The following is a 19,558-nucleotide window of genomic DNA, read 5'->3' on the forward strand; positions in this document are numbered from 1 at the left end:
CGTCAGCTGGGCCGTTTCCACGGGCGGTGCGGGTCGGGCTGATATGGAGCCGGAGGGGGCGGGCGCGTTGGCTGGGGTGGCGGTGCGCGCCAGTCCCCGGCGTGCGGAGGTGTCCAGGTGGTCTCCGGGCGGCCCCAGCGCTGCTGCTCACCCACGCTGTCGGGTGCCGGACGTCCGTGATGCACGCGCTCGTGCCAGGCCGGATCGGGCGGCATCCACCGCCCGTGCGCCGGTCCCCACCGTGGCTGCGCCATCTCGCCTGGCCCCGCAGGAGGCGGCGTTTTCGGCCCCGGGGGAAGGGGCGGAACTGACGGGCCCGTGGAGCGCCCCGCAGGCGGGGGCGGAGGAGGTGTTCTGCCCGCGCTGCCACGGGCCCCGGCGAGCCGTCCGAGCAGCCCGCGGAACAGGAAGAACGAAGCGATCATTTTGGCCGTCCGGGTGATCGGGCTGCGGCTGATCACGCCGCCCTGCCAGATCAGGCGGGAGATCCAGGAGGGGATGCGCACCAGCACGTACAGCAGGCAGATCGTCGTCCATAGGTCCACCTGGTCACCGGGGGTGCGAAAGCCCAAGATGGTGACCATGTCGGTGGTGAGCACGACCCGCATCGCGGCGATGAACACCAAAGCTTGGGCGACCTGGATGGCCAGCACGCCGAAGAAACAGCGCCACCACAACTTGGCCAGCCCCTCGGTCTGCGGCAGCGCGTGACACGCGAGTGCGAGCGGGGCGGCGGCGATCAGCAAGATGGTGAGCATGACCCGCGTGATGTAGATCAGCAGCAGGATCACGCCCAGCGACACCGCCCAGATGGTCACCAGCACGATGAACATCCCGACGTCTCCGGGGTTGAGCGAGTGGATGATGATCTTCTGGAGCTGATCGGCCGTCTGCTGCGGATCCACCCCCTGGCCCATCAGTGCAGCCGACAAGGCGTTGGCGAACTCGATCGACTGCCCGATCAGGATCAGGCTGGTGTTGGAGGCCACCATGCCGACCACCAGACGGGGCGCGATGTCCTTGACCGCGTAGGAGCTCTGCAGGGTCTGGCGGCCCATCAAGGTCAGCCCACCGGCCAGCACCAGCAGCACGTAACAGGAGTTGGCCACTACCAGCGACCCGGTCCACAAGCCCTGCACCCGGCTGGTCTGATCCAGCCGTGGAGTGACCAGCAGGGATTCGCCCAGAAGCCCGAACACCGGATTGATCGCGGAGGACACCAGGTCCTTGAACCAGTTGTTGATCGCCTGCTTGGCCTTGCACGCGACGTCGAACCACCCGCACCCACCCGAATCCTCTTCCGGACTGGTCGGCGTCCCCGGTGAAAAACTCGGGTTGGCCGGTGCGGAGGTACTCGGGCTGGGAGCGCCGGGCGCCGATGGACTTGGGCTGGTCGGTGTCCCCGACGGTGCCGGGGGCGAAGAACTCGGCGTCGGCGGCGGCTCGGCAGCCACTGCGCCCCGCGGCACGGTCGTCACGGTGGCCTGCGCGGGGACGGCGGCCAGTGCCACCGCGACCGACGCGGCAGCGCAGCAACAAAAGACGGCGAGCCAGGTGCGCAGAGCAGTGGACATCGCCGATCAGCCGCCCACGAAGCCTTTGAGGATGGTCACCAGGACCGGTGTCATCACCGCGCCGCCGTAGCCGATCGCGGCGTACTTCAACGTGTTCTTGGCCTTGCCCACCTCACCCGGATCGCCGCCGGCCAGCAGGTACCGGATGAAACCGACCGTCAAGAACAAGGTCGCCAGCGACACCAGCAACCCCACCAGCCACCTGGTAATCCGGTTGATCACCGTGTTCAGATCCTGCGGCGGCGCCGCCAGCGCATCGGCGAACGCGTCCGGCGCCGCAAACACCACCAGCAGGACCCCGACCAGCACAGCGGCGGTCGGTGGCGCCCACCGGGACAATTTGGAGCGCATCAGCCACCTCCTTGATGGACGTGACCGGGGCCCCGCAGCGGCCGGGGAGGATGCGGGCCGGGCCAGCGGAACCGTCATCTCCTTCCGGCCACGGTCACGCGGCCTCGAAGGAACGGGGACCCGGCCCGCACGGGGCGGGCGGATCGGCCCCTGCGGGGCCCCGGCGCCCTCAGGACGCCACACCCCCGCATAGAAACCTCTCAACAGGCGCGGCCCGCCGTCTCGGTCAGAGGGATCTATGCGAAATCTCAGCGCCGCGACCCCAACGGCCATACGCCGCCGCATAACAGCCCGTGGCACAACCAGACTTGGACCGGGCCTGCCGGACTTCGGCAAGGGGCCCGCTTCCCTCGCACCCGGCATGGCGCAGACGCCGACCGTCGGCGTGCCGCAGCGGCAACGGCAGATCGGCCGTCCGCGAGCACGGCAATGCGACCGGCAAACCGGCGCCGAACGGAACGGCGCAGCGGCAACGGCAACCTCGGTCAGCGCGCAACGGCACGGCAACGCCCGAGGTGGAGGCCGCTTCTAAGAGGTTCCTATGAGGCTCGTGCCGACAATCGCGTCCGTACTGGAAACCGGTCTGCACGCATAGGAGGGAACGAACAGGTGCGCGACCCCTACTGGCACGACACGACCCACGCCCTCTACGCCGGAGACCCCCGCCAGGTGCTGGCCGAGATGCCAGCCGGATCCGCCGACTGCATCGTCACCAGCCCACCACCATGGAGACCGCAGCCACGCGATACGGCCGCAGATGAGCCGACCCGCTACGGCCGCGAGCCCACACCGGCTCTCTACCTCGCCGCCCTTCGCCGCCTCTTCGCCCAAGCCCACCGCGTACTGGGCGAGCAGGGGACCGCCTGGCTGATCACCAGTGATCGTTATGCCGGCCAGACCGGATGGGACGGCCCGCCCGCAGGCCGCCACCGTCGCCGGATCCGCGACCACGCGATGACCGGCTTGCCTGCCACCTCCTTGATCGGCCTGCCCTGGCAGCTGGCCTTCGCGCTTCAAGACGACGGCTGGATCGTCCGCAACGTGATCGTCTGGAACCAGCCCACCATGGCCAAGACTTCAGCCGCGGACCGGCTCGCGCTCTCCTACGAGCTGATCCTCCTGCTGGTCAAAACAGATCAGTACACCTTCGACCGTGACGCCATCCGCCGCCCCCTGGACCGCTTGATCACTGAGCTCGGCCTCGACCACAACCCAAGCGCCGAACAGGAGCGGCAGAGTCAGGCGCCCCGGTGCGGCTGGCAGCGCATCAGGCGGCACGTCCACCAGCGCGGCAGCGGCAAGAGCGGCAAGGGGATCGGCTATTGCCGCACCCGATGCCGCGCGGCAGCCGACCCGCGGAAACGGCACGATCGTGAACCGTTCCCGCTCGCGCCCGTCGGCGACGTCTGGTCGTTGCCGCCTCGCCCGCAGCGGCACATCTTGCCGATCGAGGTGCCGCTCGCCTGTATTGCCACCGGATGCCGGCCCGGCGGCACCGTGCTGGACATGTTCACCGCGGACGCCACCACCGGTCTCGCCGCCCGGCACCTCGGCCGCTCCTTCATCGGCGTGGAACAGAACCCAGATCTATGCCGCATCGCTGAGCAGCGACTCCGGGGAGACAACCGCCATGGGGACGGTGATGCATGATGGGGCAGAGGAAACAGAACACTCACCATTCGGTAAGGTGCACGGCGCTGAACAGCCAATACGCTGCCGAAGCAGAGCCAGATGGGCCACGCGCCGATCTGACTTGCGATGTGGCCGATGACGCCGTGTCCGTAGAGCTGCCCGCCGAGCCACCCCCTCTGACGCCCGAGGCGGCACGCGCACTGCTCCGGCTCCTCCTCGACATCCGGCAGCGGCGCACGAACTGAGAAGCATCTCGTTCATCCGAGGGAAATCATGATCAAACTAGCGTTCTGGGGACGGTGCTCCACCGAAGACCGTCAAGACCCCGAAGCCTCCCACGCTTGGCAGTACTCCCGTGCCGAGCAACTCGTCACCCCTCGCGGCGGCGTGATCGTCGCCGAGTACTTCGATATCGACAAGTCCCGGTCCATCCCACCGGCCCGCCGCCCCCAGGCCAGCCTGCTCCTGGCCGAGCTGGCCAACCCTCACCGGGCCTTCGACGCCGTCGTGGTCGGTGAGCCACAGCGGGCCTTCTACGGCAACCAGTTCGGCAACACCTTCCCGTTGTTCGAGCACTACAACGTGCCGCTGTGGGTACCGGAAGTGAACGGGCCCATCGACCCCGCCAACGAAGCCCACGACATGATCATGTCGACGTTCGGATCCATCAGCAAAGGCGAACGGTCCCGGATCAAGACCCGGGTGCGGGCGACCATGGCGGCGCTGGCACAGACCTCCAACCGGCACATCGGCGGGCGCCCACCCTACGGATACCGGCTGGCCGACGCCGGACCGCACCCCAATCCGAGCAAGGCCGCCGACGGCAAGCGGCTGCACGTGCTGGAGATCGACCCGTACACCGCCGAGGTGGTCCAGCGGATCTTCGCCGAGTTCCTGGCGGGCAAGGGCTTCTTCGCCATCGCCGAAGGACTCACCGCCGACGGAATCCTGTCGCCGTCGGCCTACGACCGGGCGCGTAACCGGCACCGCTGCGGCCTGGCCTGGTCCAAGAGCGCTGTCCGCGTCATCGTGAACAACCCTCGCTACACCGGCCGTCAGGTCTGGAACAAGCAGCGCAAACGCGAAGTCCTCATCGACGTCCACGACGTCACCCTCGGCCACGAGACCAAGCTGGTCTGGAACACCCCGGACCAGTGGGTGTGGTCCAACGACATCGTCAATCCACCGATCATCGACGAGGAGACCTTCAAGGCCGCCCAGAAGTTGCTAGCGGCCCGAGGTCACGGACCGGCCCGGCACAAGCCACACCGTGCCCGTCATCTGTACATGCTGCGGGGCATCCTGCATTGCGGCATCTGCCACCGCAAAATGGAGGGCTCCTGGAACAACGGCGCGCCCTACTACCGCTGCCGTTTCCCCGAGGAATACGCCCTGGCCAACAGGATCATGCATCCACGCAACGTCTATCTGCGCGAAAGCGTCCTGCTGCCCCGTCTGGACCGGTGGCTGGGCCGCTACTTCGCTCCCCACCGCCGTGCCGACACCATTGCGGCGATCGCGGCCGCGCAAGGCGGCGGCGTCAGCGAAGACCCCAGCACGACCCTCGCGCGGCAGACCATCGACGAGTGCGACCGCAAACTCGCCCGCTACCGTGCCGCGCTGGACGCCTTGGACGAGGGCACCGACCCGGCGATGATCGCCGGGTGGATCACCCAGGTCCAGCAGCAGCGCACTGCCGCCCAAGCGCAACTGCGCCCTGCCCAGAGCCAGGAACACCTCACCGAGGCCGACATCGCCGCTCTCATTGAGGAGATCGCCGACTACACCCAGGCGCTGGCCACCGCCGATCCCGCGCACAAGGCCGACCTGTACGGCAAGCTCGGACTACAGCTCACCTACCACCCCGAGCAGCAAAAAGTGCGGGCCGAGGCGCATCTCGATCCCGCACTATATGGGGAAATGGTTGGTGTCCGAGGGGGGACTTGAACCCCCATGCCCCGTGAAGGGCACTAGCACCTCAAGCTAGCGCGTCTGCCTATTCCGCCACCCGGACCGGTTGCAGGCCGCAGTGGGGCTGCGGCGGGGTTCACCATACCAAAGGTGGCGGGGTGCGGCGAAGTCGAGCGGCGGGGCACCATGGGACGGTACGCGAGGACTCGAGGGGGTCGGTGTGGTTCAGCAGGTGAGTGCTGAGGATGAGGTCGTTCGGCTCTGCCAGGAGTTGATTCGGATCGATACGAGCAACCCGGGGGATCATTCGGGGCCCGGGGAGCGGGTGGCGGCGGAGTATGTCGCGGAGAAGCTGGCGGAGGTCGGGCTGGAGGCGCGGATTCTGGAGTCGCATCCGGGGCGGGCCAGTGTGGTGGCGAGGGTGGAAGGGGAGGACCGGGGGCGGGACGCGTTGTTGTTGCACGGGCATCTGGACGTGGTGCCCGCGCAGGCGGACGACTGGACGCGGGATCCGTTCGGCGGGGAGATCGCGGACGGGTGTGTCTGGGGCCGTGGGGCCGTGGACATGAAGGACATGGACGCGATGATCCTCGCGGTGGTGCGGCAGCGGTTGCGGGAGGGGCGGCGGCCGCCGCGGGACGTCGTGTTGGCGTTCACGGCCGATGAGGAGGCCGGGGGGAAGTGGGGGGCGCAGTGGCTGGTGCAGGAGCATCCGGAGCTGTTCGAGGGGTGCACGGAGGCCGTGGGGGAGGTCGGCGGGTTCAGTTTGACGGTGCCCGGGGATCGGCGGATGTATCTGATCGAGACGGCCGAGAAGGGCATGGCGTGGATGAACCTGCGGGCCCGGGGGACGGCCGGGCACGGGTCGATGGTGCATCCGGACAACGCGGTGACGGCGGTGGCGGGGGCGGTCGCGCGGTTGGGGACGCATGAGTTCCCGGTGCGCTTGACGAAGTCGGTGCGGGCGTTCCTGGAGCGGGCGTGCATGGCGTACGGGGTGGAGTTCGATCCGGAGCGGCCGGAGGAGTGTCTGGAGAAGATCGGGCCGCTGGCGCGGATGATCGGGGCGACGCTCAGGAATACGGTCAATCCGACGCGGCTCGATGCCGGGTACAAGACGAATGTCATTCCGCAGTCGGCCACCGCGCAGGTCGATGGGCGGTTTTTGCCCGGACATGAGGCGGAGTTCTTCGCGGTCGTGGATGAACTCCTCGGGCCGGACGTTCAGCGGGATTTCGTCCATCATGACCATGCGCTGGAGACCGACTACGAGGGGGCGCTCGTCGCGGCGATGGAGGCGGCGCTGACCTCGGAGGATCCGGGGGCCTTGCCGGTGCCGTACTGCCTGAGCGGCGGGACGGACGCCAAGGCCTTCGCGCGGTTGGGGATGCGGTGCTTCGGTTTCGCGCCGCTGAGACTGCCCCCGGATTTGGACTTTTCCGGAATGTTCCATGGCGTCGATGAGCGCGTTCCCGTGGACGGTCTGCGTTTCGGGGCGCGGGTGCTCGACACCTTTCTCGAGCGGTCCTGATTTTGCCCTCGCCGATGCGTTCCGTGGTGGTACCGTTACCCTTCGTCGAGGGTGATCTGGGCACGACGGAGGTTGATCGGTGGCAAGTGGCGCGGCGCGGGCAGGGGCGATCGTCCCCCCGCGCCGTGTCGCGTTTCTCCGGCGGCTGCTCATCCTCGGCGGGTTGTTGATCGGGGGCTGGCTGCTCGGGTGCGCGGGGCAGAGCGCGCATGCCGACGAGGTTCCGGCCGTGACGGTGCGCGTGGTCGTGAAGGCGCCCGTGCTGGAACAGACGATCGAGGTCACGACCGAGCGACAGGTGGTGCGGGCCGTCGTGGAGCGGCCGCCGGAACGATCCGCGCCGGTTGTCGAGCGCGTGAAGCCGGTCGTCGAGCGGGTGGTGACGTCGGATGCGTCGCCTTCTCGGAAGGTCACCGGTGGACGTGAAGTCGCCAAGGTTCGGGGCCCGGACAAGGGTGCCGTGAAGGTGCGCCCGATGGGGCGTTCGGGTGAGGTCTCTCAGGCGTCGGGCAGTGATGTGCCGCGGCCACAGCCGGTGCCTGAGCCGGCCAGTGATCCTTCTGTGGTCGGTGGTCCCGTGATGTCGGGCGTGCCGAGTGTTCTTCCTCGGGTGCCGGCACCGCCGCCGGTCTTGCTGGTCAGTGCCGGGGCCGTGGTGCGTTCGGCTGTTCGGACGGCCGTGGACGAGCCGTCCGTCGTGCCCGACTGACCCTCGATCAACTCTGCCGGACAGGTGTCCTGTCCATTCACCTCATCGAACGAGACCCGTGTGTCTCGTCATCCCCCCATTTCCTGGAACGGAGCATCATGCGAACGTGGGCAAAAGGCACTTCCCGAGCCGCGGTCCTGGCTGCGGGAGTGGTCGCCTTCGGCACCATCCCGGCCGGCGCCTACGCCGACATCACGAGCGGCACCGGGAGCGTTCTCGGCGGTAACCAGGTCTCCGCGCCGGTCTCCGCGCCGGTCGACGTGAGCGGCAACGGCGCGTCCCTGGTGGGCACCTCCCACGCCGGGTCCCGAGGCGGCGCGAAGGTCGGCAAGGGCGGTGCCGGCGGGCAGATGACGTCCGGGGCGGACGGCGTCGGTTCCGGCAACCAGGTCAATGCCCCGGTGTCCGCGCCGGTGAACGTCTGCGGGAACGGCGTGGCCGTGGTCGGGCACGCCGCCGCCGGCTGCGAAGGCGGCGCCAAGGTCGTGGACGGTGATTCCGGCGGCCGGTTCAGCGACGGGACGCACAGCATCCTCGGTGGAAACCAGGTGAACGCGCCGGTGTCCGTGCCGGTGAACGCCTGCGGGGTCGCCGCGGCCGTTGTCGGGCACGCGGCCGCCGGCTGCGAAGGAGGTTCCGTCGTGAAGAACGGCGGTCCCACAGGGTCGGGGCAGGAGACGTCCGGTGTGTTCGGGGTCGGCAGCGGCAACCAGGCCAACGCCCCGATCAGTGTGCCCGTCGACGTCTGCGGGAACGCGGTCGGCAACGCGGTGGCCGGGTGCGAGGGCGGCGCGTCCGTCCGCAACGGAGGTCACGGGACGGGCCAGCAGTTCACCGACGGAGCCTATGGCGTCATTTCCGGAAATCAGGCGAACTCCCCGATCAGCATCCCGGTGACGGCCTGCGGGAACGCCGCCGCGGTGGTCGGGCACGCCGCCGGGCTGTGCGAGGGCGGCGCCCATGTCAGGAGCGACTCGGGCGGCGACCAGTACACGTCCGGGGTCGGCGGCGTTCTCACCGGTAATCAGGGGAACGCGCCGGTCGAGGCCCCGGCGGACGTGTGCGGCAACGCCGCGGCGGGTGTCGGTCTCGCCGGCGCGTTGTGCGAGGGCGCCCAGGACGGCTACCACTCGACCCCGGGCGGCTACCACTCGTATCACCGGACGAGCGACGTGCCCGTGACGTGGACGAATCTGCCCGGTGGCCTGGGTGTCCCGTCGAACGGCCGGATGATTCCGGCGAAGCCGTTCGTCGCGTCGCTCGTGGACGGTCCGGCCGACAGCGGAGCGGGCGTGCCGGTGTCCGCGGTGGCGCGTGAGCTCGGGCCGGTCGAGCGGGTCGCGGCGGAGGAGAAGGTCGGGTCGATGTGGACGTTGGCCGCGTCCGCGCTGCTGGCCGCCGTCACCGGGGGACTGGCGCTGTCCCGCCGGGTCCGGATCGGCCGGCGGTGACCTCGGGGTCGCCGTGACCCGGCGGCCGTGAGAACGCTTCGCCCGTCCCGGAAGGCGCGATCCGGGACGGGCGAAGCCTTACAGACGGCGCTTCACGGTGTGTCACGCTGGACGTACGTAGTGCTACACTTCGGGCGGACCGCCTGTATCGGCCGAGTGAAGCCGCTCGTCCGCAGGGTGGTGGGGGCCGGTCAGAACGTGCGCACGACGCGGATGACCTTGCGGCGGAGCTGAATACGGCGACGGCCGTCCGGGTAGAGGCGCAACCGATCGATTTCCCAGCCGCCCCGCTCCGCGTGCTCGGTGAGGATCTGCCGGGCGGTATCGCGCGTGGTGCCGCGGGGCAGTGACAGGACGAGGTAGGTGTACTCCGCCATTGCGACCATTATTACCCGGATGACCGGGAGCGCGGCACCGTACCCTGGCGGCCCTGTCCGCATGGCCTCCGGCGGCATGTCATCCTGTCTGGGGCGTGCGGCGGTGAGAATCCCGTTCGTCTTCCGGGGCGGAGCGATGATCGCGGGGCCGGGGCGGCCACCCGCGGGCATGAACGCGCCGTCCCGCGACGTTGTACGAAGTCTGTAAGAGAGAGCCTGTTCAAGAGGACGAGACAGCGAGGTTGGAGCGACTGTGCCAGCCAAGAACGGCACCGCGAGCAGTGGCCGGGGCAACGGCTCCGGTACCCGCCTGGTGATCGTCGAGTCGCCTGCGAAGGCGAAGACGATCGCGGGGTACCTGGGGCGTGGCTACATCGTGGAGTCCAGTATCGGCCATATCCGGGATCTCCCGGGCAGCGCCTCGGAGGTGCCGGCCAAGTACAAGGGCGAGCCGTGGGCCAAGCTCGGTGTGAACGTGGAGCGCGAGTTCGAGCCGCTGTACGTCGTCAACTCCGACAAGAGGAGCCAGGTCCAGAAGCTGAAGAAGCTGCTGGCCGAGGCCGATGAGCTCTACCTCGCGACGGACGAGGACCGGGAGGGCGAGGCGATCGCCTGGCATCTCCAGGACGTCCTGAAGCCGAAGGTCCCCGTCCACCGGATGGTCTTCAACGAGATCACCAAGGACGCGATCCAGCGCGCCGCCGCGAACCCGCGCGAGCTGAACATGCGTCTGGTGGACGCGCAGGAGACCCGCCGCATCCTGGACCGCCTGTACGGGTACGAGGTCAGCCCCGTCCTGTGGAAGAAGGTCATGCCGAAGCTGTCGGCGGGCCGGGTCCAGTCGGTGGCGACGCGGTTGGTCGTCGAGCGGGAGCGGGAGCGGATCGCGTTCGTCCCGGCCCACTACTGGGACATCGCGGCGCAGTTCGACACCGGCAAGGACGAGGAGCCCAAGGCGTTCAAGGCCGGGCTCGTCTCCGTCGACGGCAAGCGCGTCGCGCAGGGCCGTGACTTCGCGTCCGACGGCACTCTCAAGACCCGGGACGCGCTGCACCTGGACGAGCCCGCCGCACGGGCGCTGGCGGAGCGGCTCCGCGGCAGGCCGTACGAGGTCAAGTCCGTCGAGCGCAAGCCGTACACCCGCAGGCCGTACCCCCCGTTCCGGACGACGACCCTCCAGCAGGAGGCGAGCCGGAAGCTGAACTTCTCCGCGAAGTACACGATGTCGGTGGCGCAGAAGCTGTACGAGAACGGCTTCATCACCTACATGCGAACCGACTCGATCACGCTGTCGGAGACGGCGATCACGGCGGCGCGGCGGCAGGCGGCGGCGCTGTTCGGCGGCGAGTACGTGCCCGACAAGCCGCGCGTGTACGCGTCCAAGGTGAAGAACGCGCAGGAGGCGCACGAGGCGATCCGTCCGGCGGGCGACACGTTCCGTACCCCGGCGGAGACGGGCCTGTCCGGCGACCAGTTCCGGCTGTACGAGCTGATCTGGAAGCGGACGATCGCGTCGCAGATGAAGGACGCGGCCGGCCAGTCGGTGTCGATCCGCGTGATCGGCGAGTCGACGCAGGGCGAGCGGGCCGAGTTCGGCGCGACCGGTAAGACGATCACGTTCTACGGGTTCCTCAAGGCGTATGTGGAGAGCGCGGACGACCCGTCCACCGACCGGGACGACCAGGAGCGGCGGCTGCCGAACCTGGCGGAGGGCGACCCGCTGACCGCGAAGGCGGTGGACGCGGAGGGCCACTCGACCCGCCCGCCGGCCCGCTACACCGAGGCGAGCCTGGTCAAGGAGCTGGAGGAGCGGGAGATCGGGCGCCCGTCCACCTACGCCTCGATCATCGGGACGATCCTGGCCCGCGAGTACGTGTTCAAGAAGGGCACGGCGCTCGTCCCGTCGTTCCTGGCGTTCGCCGTGGTGAACCTGCTGGAGCAGCATTTCGGCAACCTGGTCGACTACGACTTCACCGCGCACATGGAGGACGGTCTCGACGAGATCGCCCGCGGCGAGGCCGAGCGCGTCCGCTGGCTGACCCGGTTCTACTTCGGTGACGACGGCGAGGAGGGCCTGAAGGAGCTGGTCGGCGACATCGGCGACATCGACGCCAAGGGCGTCAGCTCCTTCCCGATCAAGGACTCCGACATCGTGGTGCGGGTCGGCCGCTACGGGTCGTATCTCGACCGGGACGGCCAGCGCGCCAACATCCCCGACGACATCGCGCCGGACGAGCTGACCGCCGAGAAGGCGGAGGAGCTGCTCGCCCAGCCGTCCGGTGACCGGGAACTCGGCACGGACCCGGAGACCGGGCACACCATCGTCGCCAAGTCGGGACGCTACGGCCCGTACGTCACCGAGATCCTGCCCGAGCCGCCGCCGCCCGCCGAGGGCGAGAAGAAGAAGCGGACGAAGAAGGCTGACGCCCCCAAACCGCGCACCGGTTCGCTCTTCAAGTCGATGTCGCTGGACACGGTCACGCTGGACGACGCGCTGAAGCTGCTGTCGCTGCCGCGCACGCTCGGCGAGCTGGACGGCGAGCAGGTGACGGCGCAGAACGGACGGTTCGGCCCGTACATCAAGAAGGGCACCGACAGCCGTTCGCTCGCCTCGGAGGAGGACCTGTTCACGGTCACGCTGGAGCAGGCGAAGGAGCTGTTCGCGCAGCCGAAGCAGCGGGGGCGTCGGGCCGCCGCGGCCGCGCCGCTGCGTGAGCTCGGCGTCGACCCGTCCAGTGAGAAGCCGGTCGTGGTGAAGGAGGGGCGGTTCGGCCCGTATGTGACCGACGGGGAGACGAACGCGAGCCTCCGTAAGGGCGACGAGGTCGAGTCGATCACCATCCAGCGCGCCGCGGAGCTGCTCGCGGAGCGGCGGGAGAAGGTGGCCGCGGGAGGCGGGAAGAAGAAGGCGGCACCGCGCCGTCGAACCTCCGCAAAGTCCAGTTCCTAGGGACATCCGCGCCGATACCCTGATCGATATGACCAGAACGGGCGCATCCCGGCCGCACCCCGCCGCGTCACCGCCGCCGGGAGATTCGTCGCTTGCGTTGACCAGGTCGTTTCGGCGGCTGCGGACCGCCCTGGCGGTGTCGGGCCTCGGGCTCTGGCTCGCCGTTCCCGCGTTGACGGCGATGGCCGCGGCGCTGACCCGCGACGATGACGCCGCGGTCCGCGTGCAGGCGGTGGGTGGCGTCCTGGCGTTGCTGCTGTTGCCCGCGCTGCTGCTCGCCCCGGTCGCCGGGACGCTCGCCGCCCGGGTCGACCGGCGGCTGATGCTGATCATCGCGGATGTGCTGCGGCCGGCCGTCCTGGTGACGGTCCCGCTGGTGGACACGCTCGTGTGGACGATGGCGGCCGCGTTCCTCGTCGCGTGCCTGAGCCTGCTGTGGACGTCGTCGGCACGCGCCTCGCTGCCCGCGCTCGTCGCGGAAGGAACCGAGAACGACGAGTCGCGCGCCGCCGCGCACCGGGTGGCGGCCCGTGTCCTGTACGGCCCGGCGCCCGTCGCCGCGCTGCTGTTCGTCGTCCTCGCCCTGATCGCGGAGGGGACGCTCGGCCGCGACTCCCGCGACGACCTCGCCCTTTACGTGACGGCCGCCGTTTTCCTGATCTCGGCGGTGGTCGTCGCCGCGATCCGTGCCATTCCGGCGACGGAGCCGATCCACGCCCCGGCGCCGCTTAAGTTGATCTTCCAGGGGCCGGGGACGGCGGCGGCCCGCGGGTTCGGCCTCGCCGTCGCCACGGCCGCTCTCACGTCGGAGGCGATCGTCGCCGTCGCCCGGGTCCGCACCGGCGAGCTGGGCGGCGGGAACGCGGGCTACGGCACCGTCCTCACCGGCCTCACGCTGGGGGTGGCCTTCGGGTTGTTCCTCGGCCCGCGCGTCCTTGTGCCGTTCAGCCGCCGCAGGCTCATCGGCCTCGCCGTCGTCGCGGCCGCGGTGACGCTCGTCGTGACCGCGCTCGTCCTGAACCTCGTCGTCGTGGTGTTCACGACGGGTCTGCTGGGCGTGTTCGCCGGGGTGGCGTGGGCGAACGGCACCGCCGCGCTCGCCGACCCGGACGCGCCGGACGACACCCGTCCGTCCAGCTATCTGCGTTCCGTCGCCGTCGTCACCGGGGTGGTGGTGTTCGCGGCCGTGCCGCTGATCGCGGGGGCGGTCGGTTCGCACCGCCTCGCCATCGGCGACGGGTACGACTTCGACGGGACGGCCGCCGCGCTGCTCATCGCCGCCGTCGTGGGTCTGCTGATCGGCGTCGTCGCGTACCGGCGGCTCGACGATCGGCGCGGCATCCCCCTCGTCCCCGACCTGCGCGCCGCGCTGAACGGCGAGGTCTACACGCCGCCGGAGCAGGTCTCCGCCGCCGACCAGCAGCCCGTCCAGCGCGGGCAGCGCGGCGTGTTCATCGCGTTCGAGGGCGGTGAGGGCGCCGGGAAGACCACGCAGGCGCGGCTCGCCGCGATCTGGCTCCGCGACCACGGCTATGACGTCGTCACCACCCACGAGCCGGGCGCCACCAAGATCGGTATGCGGCTGCGCGCGATGTTGCTCGACCGTGACACCACCGGGCTGTCCGACCGGGCCGAGAGTCTGCTGTACGCAGCCGACCGCGCCGACCATGTCGCCAACGTGATCAAGCCCGCGCTGGATCGGGGTGCGATCGTCGTCAGCGACCGCTATGTCGACTCGTCCCTCGCCTACCAGGGGTTCGGGCGGCAGCAGCGGGTCGAGGACGTCGCCCGCGTGAACGCCTGGGCGACGGGCGGTCTCGTCCCCGACCTGACCGTCCTGCTGGAGATCCCCTCGCAGGACGGACGCGACCGGCTGTCCGCGCCCGCCGACCGCATCGAGTCGCTGCCGGACGACTTCCACGAACGCGTCCGCGCCGGTTTCCGCGCCCTCGCCGAGGCCGACCCGGACCGCTACCTGGTCGTGGACGCGAGCCGTCCGCAGGCGGAGCTGAGCCGCGAGATCCAGTACCGGATCCGCGAGATCCTTCCCGACCCGATTCCCGCCGGGACCGAGGACGTGACGAGCACCTTCCCGGCCATCACGGAGTTCTGACCCCGCTAGCCTCGTAGCCATGAGCGTCTGGGATGACCTGGTGGGGCAGGAGTCCGTCGTCGCGCAGCTGTCGTCGGCCGCGGAGAGCGACGGCGACCTGGCGCACGCGTGGCTGTTCACCGGCCCTCCGGGTTCCGGGCACATCACCGCGGCGCGGGCGTTCGCGGCGGCGCTGCAGTGCCAGCAGGTGCCGCGCGGGTGCGGGCACTGCCCGTCCTGCCACCAGGTACTCCAGGGCACGCATGCGGACGTTGAGGTCGTCCGCCCGCAGGGGTTGTCGTTCAGCGTGGCCGACGCCAGGGAACTGGTGCTGCGCGCCGCGTCGACGCCCGGTGGTGGGCGCTGGCGCATCGTCCTGTTCGAGGAGGCCGAACGGGCGGGGGAGCGGGCGGCGAACGCGCTGCTGAAGGCCATCGAGGAGCCGTCGCCGCGCACGATCTGGTTGCTGTGCGCGCCGTCGGTCGAGGATCTGCTGGTGACCATCCGGTCGCGCTGCCGCCAGGCGGTGTTGCGGACGCCGCCGACCGCGGCCATCGCCGACCACCTCGTCCAACGTGACGGGGTCGATCGCGACACCGCCGAGGTGGTGGCGCGGGCCGCGCAGGGGCATATCGACCGTGCGCGCCGGCTCGCCTCCGATCCGCGGATGCGCGAGGTGCGGGACGGCGTCGTGGCGGTCCCGCGCCGCCTGACCGGGGTGAGCCCGGCGGTCGCCGCCGCGGAGACCCTGGTGGACGCGGCGAAGGCGGAACGCGACGCGCAGACGGCGGAACTCGACGACGCCGAGATGTCGGCCCTCCGGAAGGCGCTGGGGGAGAGCGAGAAGGGACGAATGCCACGCGGCACGGCAGGCCCCCTCAAAGACCTCGAGGCCCGGCAGAAGTCCCGGGCGACGCGGCTGTTGCGCGACGCCCTCGACCGGACGCTCCTCGACCTCGCGTCCTACTACCGTGACGTGCTGGCGCTCCAGTTGGGGGCGGCGTCCGAGCTGGTCAACGTCGACCTCGGGCCTGAGTTGCGGACGGCGGCGGGCCGGGACCGTCCCGAGGACACGCTCCGCCGCCTGGACGCGATCATGGTCTGTCGGGAGCGGCTGGACGCGAACGTCAACCCCCAGCTGGCGTTCGAGGCACTGACACTGGCGCTGCGCACCGGCTGAGGCTTCGCGCGCGGGCGGCACGGGGTCGGATCCGTTCCGGGAGCGGAGACGACCGAAATTCGCGACTTACATAAAGTCTTCCTTTTCGTTACATAACCGTACGCATCTCTCAACGGGCACTCACGTACCTTCTGCTCGCTCAGGCCGACCCCGAATGTCCGGGTCAGCTCCCCACGGCCAGGAGGTCTGCTTTGCGGCGAGTTCTGGTTTCCGCCGCGTGTGCCGTCACCACCCTGACGGCCCTCGCGATCCCAGCGTCAGCGGCTCCGAATCCGACACACGACAGAGGTGAGGTCTCGGAGTACGTCGTCCTCTACAAGGAGGACGTCTCCCCACGAAAGGCCCACCGGGCGGTCAAGGAGGCCGGGGGGAAGATCGTCCACGAGAACCGGGATGTGGGCCTAGCGACCGTCGTGTCGGACAACCCCGAGTTCGTGCGGGACGCGATGGACGAACGGGCCCTGGACGGCGTCGCGCACAACCGGATCCTCGGCCAGGCACCGACGACGCGTAAGAAGGCGCCGCGGGAGGCCCAGAAACCCGAGGAAGTCGTCGGCACGAAGAACGCGCCGGCTCCTCCCGGGAAACCGTCCAAGGACGCCGAACCGCTGGCGGGTCTCCAGTGGGACATGAAGCAGATCCACGCGACCGAGGACGGCTCGTACAAGGAGGAACCGGGTGACAAGCGCGTCCTGGTCGGTGTCCTGGACACCGGCGTGGACGGCGACCACCCCGACATCAAGGCGAACTTCAACCGCGAGCTGAGCCGCAACTTCACCCGCGACATCCCCACCGACGCGGACGGCAACGAGGTCGACGGTCCGTGCGAGTTCAGCTCGTGCGTCGACCCCGCCGACTGGGACGACAACGACCACGGCACGCATGTCGCGTCCACGATCGCGTCGCCGCGCAACGGCATCGGCATGTCCGGCGTCGCGCCGAACGTGTCGATCGTCAACCTGCGCGTCGGCCAGGACTCCGGCTACTTCTTCGTAGGGCCCACGGTGGACGGCCTGACGTACGCCGCCAAGAACGGCATCGACGTCGTCAACATGTCCTTCTACGTTGACCCTTGGCTTTGGAATTGTGGCAATAATCCGGCCGACAGCCCCGAGGACCAGTTGGAGCAGCGCACCATCATCAAGGCCGTGCAGCGTGCCCTGGACTTCGCGCACGAGCGCGACGTCACCCTGGTCAACTCCGCGGGCAACGAACGCGTCGACTACACCAAGACGAACGTGGACACCGGCAGCCCCGACTTCCCGTCCAGGCCGGGTGAGAAGCCCTACGAGCGGACGATCCCGGCGAGCTGCAAGGTGATGCCGGGCGAGGGCGACCATGTCATTCCGGTCGCGGCGACCGGGCCGAGCACCCGCAAGTCGTACTACAGCAGCTTCGGCCGCGGATACGTCGCGGTGGCCGCGCCCGGCGGCGACAAGGTCGACAACCCGGACCAGCGTCCCGACGACCGCGGCGGGATCTGGGCCGCCTACCCCGAGCGTCTCGCCAAGGCCCGCGGCGAGCTGAACGACGACGGGACGCCGAAGGTGCCGTTCATCGTCCGCAGCTGCAAGGGCGACGACTGCGCCTACTACCAGTCGCTCCAGGGCACCTCGATGGCGTCGCCGCACGCCGCCGGGGTCGCCGCGCTCATCGTCAGCAAGTACGGGCACCGGGACCGCCGCCACGGCGGCCTCAGCCTGGACCCGCGCGCCGTCGAAGGGATCCTGCGCGGCACCGCGACGGTGAAGGAGTGCCCGAGCCCGCGGACCGTCGAATACGTCTGGTACACGCTGCGGGACGGCACGTGGGTGAAGAACACCTCGACGCAGACCTGTGAAGGGTCGGAGGGCCGGAACGGCTTCTTCGGCAGCGGCATCGTGGACGCGTTGAACGCGGTCCGCCGCTGACACGGGTTCTCACCTGGCCAAGGGCCCCGACCGCGATGGTCCGGGGCCCTTCGCATGGTCGTTCTCGTGTATTTCCGCGACGAAAGCAACCTGGGAGAGACGACGGCGTCTCTGAGACATGGAAGGTCAACTCCCCGACCGTCAGCGGTCGCTCGTCCCCCAAGTCCTGACACGGTCCGACAGGAGTGGGCGCGTCCCCACCGGAGGCCGTGGGCGCGTCCCCTCCGGAGGTCCCGCCCATGAAGAAGGCTGAGGCAGTGGCGACCGAGCGTCCACCAGAACCGCCGCGGGCGCGGAACGGGCCCCGTCCGCCGGACGCGTCGAGAACCGCCGCCTCCGGTGACGCGGCGTCGGAGGTCACCGATCTGTACCGCGGGCATGCGCTCGGGCTGACGCGCCTCGCCCTGGTCATGGTCGGTGACCGGGGAACGGCCGAGGACATCGTCCAGGACGCGTTCGCGGGCCTCTACAGGCGATGGCCGCGCCTGCACGACCGCGACAAGGCGCTCACATACGTGCGGTCCGCCGTGCTCAACCGGTCGCGGACGGTGCTGCGGAGGCGCCGGATGCCGCTGCGCGTCGTCCACCAACCGCCCGTCTGGTCGGCCGAGGCGGAGGCGCTGGTCGCCGAGGACCGGCGGGAGGTCATGGAGGCGCTGCACCGGCTCCCCGTCCGGCAGCGTGAGGCACTCGTCCTCCGCTACTTCTGTGATCTGTCCGAGGGGGAGATCGCGGCCGCGATGCGGGTGAGCCGGGGCACCGTCAAGTCGACCACGTCCCGTGCGGTCGCCGCGCTGGGACGCATGCTGGAGGAGAAGCCGTGAACGGGCCCGAAGCACGTCTCAGGGACGCGTTGCGTCATGTCGGAGAGATCGTCCAGCCCGGGGACGTTCCGCCGCCACCGCCGTTCCCGGCCAGGCGGACCAGGGCGTTCGCGCGTCCGATGCTGGTGGTCGCCGCGACCGTCGTGGCCGTGGGCGGTGCGGCCGTGGCCGGCAACGCGATTCTTGATCGGCCGGGCGGCGAAAAGTTCGTGGGGGCCGCCGTCGAGCCCCGCGAGCACAGGATCTCGGTGTTCCTGTGCGCGAAGACGTCGAGCGAACGGACCTGCGAGGGGAAGGAGGTGACCGAGCAGCAGAGGCAGGACATCGACCGGAGGGTGCGAGCCCTGCCGGGTGTGCGGGGCGTCGAGTACGAATCCCAGGCGGAGGGATACCGGAGATTCACGGAAGAGGGCGACTGGAAGGACTTCCCGGACGAGGTCCGGGCGGGCGACATCCCCGCATGCTTCCGGGTTCGGCTCTCCTACCGTGTCGACGTGAAGTCGATCAAGGCCGTCCTGGAGGCCGTTCCCGGCGTGGACACCGTCATCGTCGAGTCCTGAGCGGCTGCGGCATGATGGAGGAATGTCGTACCGCGTCACGTTCGTCTGCACGGGAAACATCTGCCGTTCCCCGATGGCCGAATGGGTCCTGCGCCACCATGTCGAGGACGAGGGCCTCGATGTGGAGGTGGACAGTTCGGGCACCGGCGGCTGGCATGTCGGCGACGACGCCGACGAGCGGACGGTCGCGGCGCTACGCCGTGCGGGTTACCGGTCGGCGCACATCGCCCGGCAGTTCGAACCGTCCTGGTTCGCCCGGTACGACCTGATCATCGCTCTGGACGAAGGACACCGCCGGGCCCTGCTGTCGATGGCGCCGGACGCGGCGTCCCGGGGCAGGGTCCGGCTGCTGCGCGAGTTCGACCCCGACGCGGACCCGTCCGACCTGGACGTCCCCGACCCCTACTACGGCGGTCGCGCCGACTTCGACCTCGTTCTGGAGCAGGTGGAGGCGGCGATGCCGGGCCTGCTGGAGGAGATCCGCACCGCGCTCAAGGAGCACTGAG

At 69.8% G+C, this 19,558-nt stretch carries 15 protein-coding genes and 1 tRNA gene; 12 read left to right on the top strand and 4 right to left on the bottom strand.

What is annotated here, in order from left to right; translation table 11 throughout:
- Positions 1–2 precede the first annotated feature (2 nt).
- Positions 3–1,574 carry a TrbL/VirB6 family protein gene (locus BZB76_RS25395; RefSeq protein ID WP_147449538.1) on the bottom strand — a complete coding sequence of 524 codons (1,572 nt, stop codon included), beginning with the start codon at positions 1,572–1,574 and terminating at the stop codon, positions 3–5.
- A gap of 6 nt (positions 1,575–1,580) precedes the next feature.
- On the bottom strand, positions 1,581–1,883 hold the full coding sequence (locus BZB76_RS25400) for a pilin (protein ID WP_211343187.1): 303 nt from the start codon (positions 1,881–1,883) through the stop codon (positions 1,581–1,583).
- A 651-nt stretch (positions 1,884–2,534) separates the two neighbouring features.
- On the opposite strand from BZB76_RS25400, the gene BZB76_RS25405 reads away from it, so the two are divergent.
- On the top strand, positions 2,535–3,575 hold the full coding sequence (locus tag BZB76_RS25405) for a DNA-methyltransferase (protein WP_170180745.1): 1,041 nt from the start codon (positions 2,535–2,537) through the stop codon (positions 3,573–3,575).
- Between the two features lie 255 nt (positions 3,576–3,830).
- Positions 3,831–5,504 carry a recombinase family protein gene (locus BZB76_RS25410; RefSeq protein ID WP_121436974.1) on the top strand — a complete coding sequence of 558 codons (1,674 nt, stop codon included), beginning with the start codon at positions 3,831–3,833 and terminating at the stop codon, positions 5,502–5,504.
- Here the strand turns inward: BZB76_RS25410 and BZB76_RS25415 are convergent.
- Positions 5,483–5,571 (bottom strand) — tRNA-Leu (locus BZB76_RS25415). The two genes, BZB76_RS25410 and BZB76_RS25415, sit on opposite strands and share 22 nt — an antisense overlap.
- A gap of 129 nt (positions 5,572–5,700) precedes the next feature.
- Between BZB76_RS25415 and BZB76_RS25420 the strand changes: the two genes are divergently transcribed.
- The 3 genes from BZB76_RS25420 (at position 5,701) to BZB76_RS25430 (ending at position 9,159) form a co-directional block, all read left to right on the top strand.
- On the top strand, positions 5,701–6,999 hold the full coding sequence (locus BZB76_RS25420; RefSeq protein ID WP_121437433.1) for a M20/M25/M40 family metallo-hydrolase: 1,299 nt from the start codon (positions 5,701–5,703) through the stop codon (positions 6,997–6,999).
- A gap of 163 nt (positions 7,000–7,162) precedes the next feature.
- Positions 7,163–7,708, top strand: a complete 546-nt coding sequence (locus BZB76_RS25425; RefSeq protein WP_147449539.1) for a hypothetical protein — start codon at positions 7,163–7,165, stop codon at positions 7,706–7,708.
- 98 nt (positions 7,709–7,806) lie between these two features.
- Positions 7,807–9,159 (top strand): chaplin, encoded by a 1,353-nt coding sequence (locus BZB76_RS25430; RefSeq protein ID WP_121436976.1) that lies wholly within the window; start codon positions 7,807–7,809, stop codon positions 9,157–9,159.
- A 191-nt stretch (positions 9,160–9,350) separates the two neighbouring features.
- Here the strand turns inward: BZB76_RS25430 and BZB76_RS25435 are convergent, their stop codons facing one another.
- Entirely contained in the window at positions 9,351–9,536 is a 186-nt protein-coding gene (locus BZB76_RS25435; protein ID WP_067895592.1) for a DUF5703 family protein, read from the bottom strand.
- A gap of 253 nt (positions 9,537–9,789) precedes the next feature.
- On the opposite strand from BZB76_RS25435, the gene topA reads away from it, so the two are divergent.
- The 7 genes from topA to BZB76_RS25470 all read left to right on the top strand — a co-directional run bounded on the left by topA (position 9,790) and on the right by BZB76_RS25470 (position 19,557).
- Positions 9,790–12,486 (top strand): type I DNA topoisomerase, encoded by a 2,697-nt coding sequence (gene topA, locus BZB76_RS25440; protein WP_170180746.1) that lies wholly within the window; start codon positions 9,790–9,792, stop codon positions 12,484–12,486.
- Positions 12,487–12,583: 97 nt separating this feature from the next.
- Positions 12,584–14,599, top strand: coding sequence for a dTMP kinase (tmk, locus tag BZB76_RS25445; protein WP_246007204.1), 2,016 nt, complete (start codon positions 12,584–12,586; stop codon positions 14,597–14,599).
- Positions 14,600–14,618: 19 nt separating this feature from the next.
- Positions 14,619–15,758, top strand: a complete 1,140-nt coding sequence (locus tag BZB76_RS25450) for a DNA polymerase III subunit delta' (protein WP_121436978.1) — start codon at positions 14,619–14,621, stop codon at positions 15,756–15,758.
- Between the two features lie 191 nt (positions 15,759–15,949).
- Positions 15,950–17,668, top strand: a complete 1,719-nt coding sequence (locus BZB76_RS25455; protein ID WP_121436979.1) for a S8 family peptidase — start codon at positions 15,950–15,952, stop codon at positions 17,666–17,668.
- A gap of 239 nt (positions 17,669–17,907) precedes the next feature.
- Positions 17,908–18,492 (top strand): SigE family RNA polymerase sigma factor, encoded by a 585-nt coding sequence (locus tag BZB76_RS25460; RefSeq protein WP_121436980.1) that lies wholly within the window; start codon positions 17,908–17,910, stop codon positions 18,490–18,492.
- The gene (locus tag BZB76_RS25465; RefSeq protein WP_121436981.1) at positions 18,489–19,052 is read left to right on the top strand and encodes a permease-like cell division protein FtsX; all 564 of its coding nucleotides are present in this window, start codon (positions 18,489–18,491) and stop codon (positions 19,050–19,052) included. Before BZB76_RS25460 ends, BZB76_RS25465 begins: the two co-directional genes overlap by 4 nt.
- 22 nt (positions 19,053–19,074) lie before the next feature.
- A complete protein-coding gene (locus BZB76_RS25470; protein ID WP_121436982.1) occupies positions 19,075–19,557 on the top strand; it encodes a low molecular weight protein-tyrosine-phosphatase in 483 nt (160 codons plus the stop codon).
- Position 19,558: the final 1 nt, after the last annotated feature.

The organism is Actinomadura pelletieri DSM 43383, from assembly GCF_003634705.1.
Classification (GTDB): Bacteria; Actinomycetota; Actinomycetes; order Streptosporangiales; family Streptosporangiaceae; genus Spirillospora; species Spirillospora pelletieri.

Bases quoted from the DNA above. Each gene is read 5' to 3' on its own strand.
- BZB76_RS25395 (WP_147449538.1), bottom strand. From the start codon at position 1,574: ATGTCCACTGCTCTGCGCACCTGGCTCGCCGTCTTTTGTTGCTGCGCT.
- BZB76_RS25410 (WP_121436974.1), top strand. From the start codon at position 3,831: ATGATCAAACTAGCGTTCTGGGGACGGTGCTCCACCGAAGACCGTCAA.
- BZB76_RS25430 (WP_121436976.1), top strand. From the start codon at position 7,807: ATGCGAACGTGGGCAAAAGGCACTTCCCGAGCCGCGGTCCTGGCTGCG.
- BZB76_RS25435 (WP_067895592.1), bottom strand. From the start codon at position 9,536: ATGGCGGAGTACACCTACCTCGTCCTGTCACTGCCCCGCGGCACCACG.
- BZB76_RS25450 (WP_121436978.1), top strand. From the start codon at position 14,619: ATGAGCGTCTGGGATGACCTGGTGGGGCAGGAGTCCGTCGTCGCGCAG.
- BZB76_RS25460 (WP_121436980.1), top strand. From the start codon at position 17,908: ATGAAGAAGGCTGAGGCAGTGGCGACCGAGCGTCCACCAGAACCGCCG.
- BZB76_RS25470 (WP_121436982.1), top strand. From the start codon at position 19,075: ATGTCGTACCGCGTCACGTTCGTCTGCACGGGAAACATCTGCCGTTCC.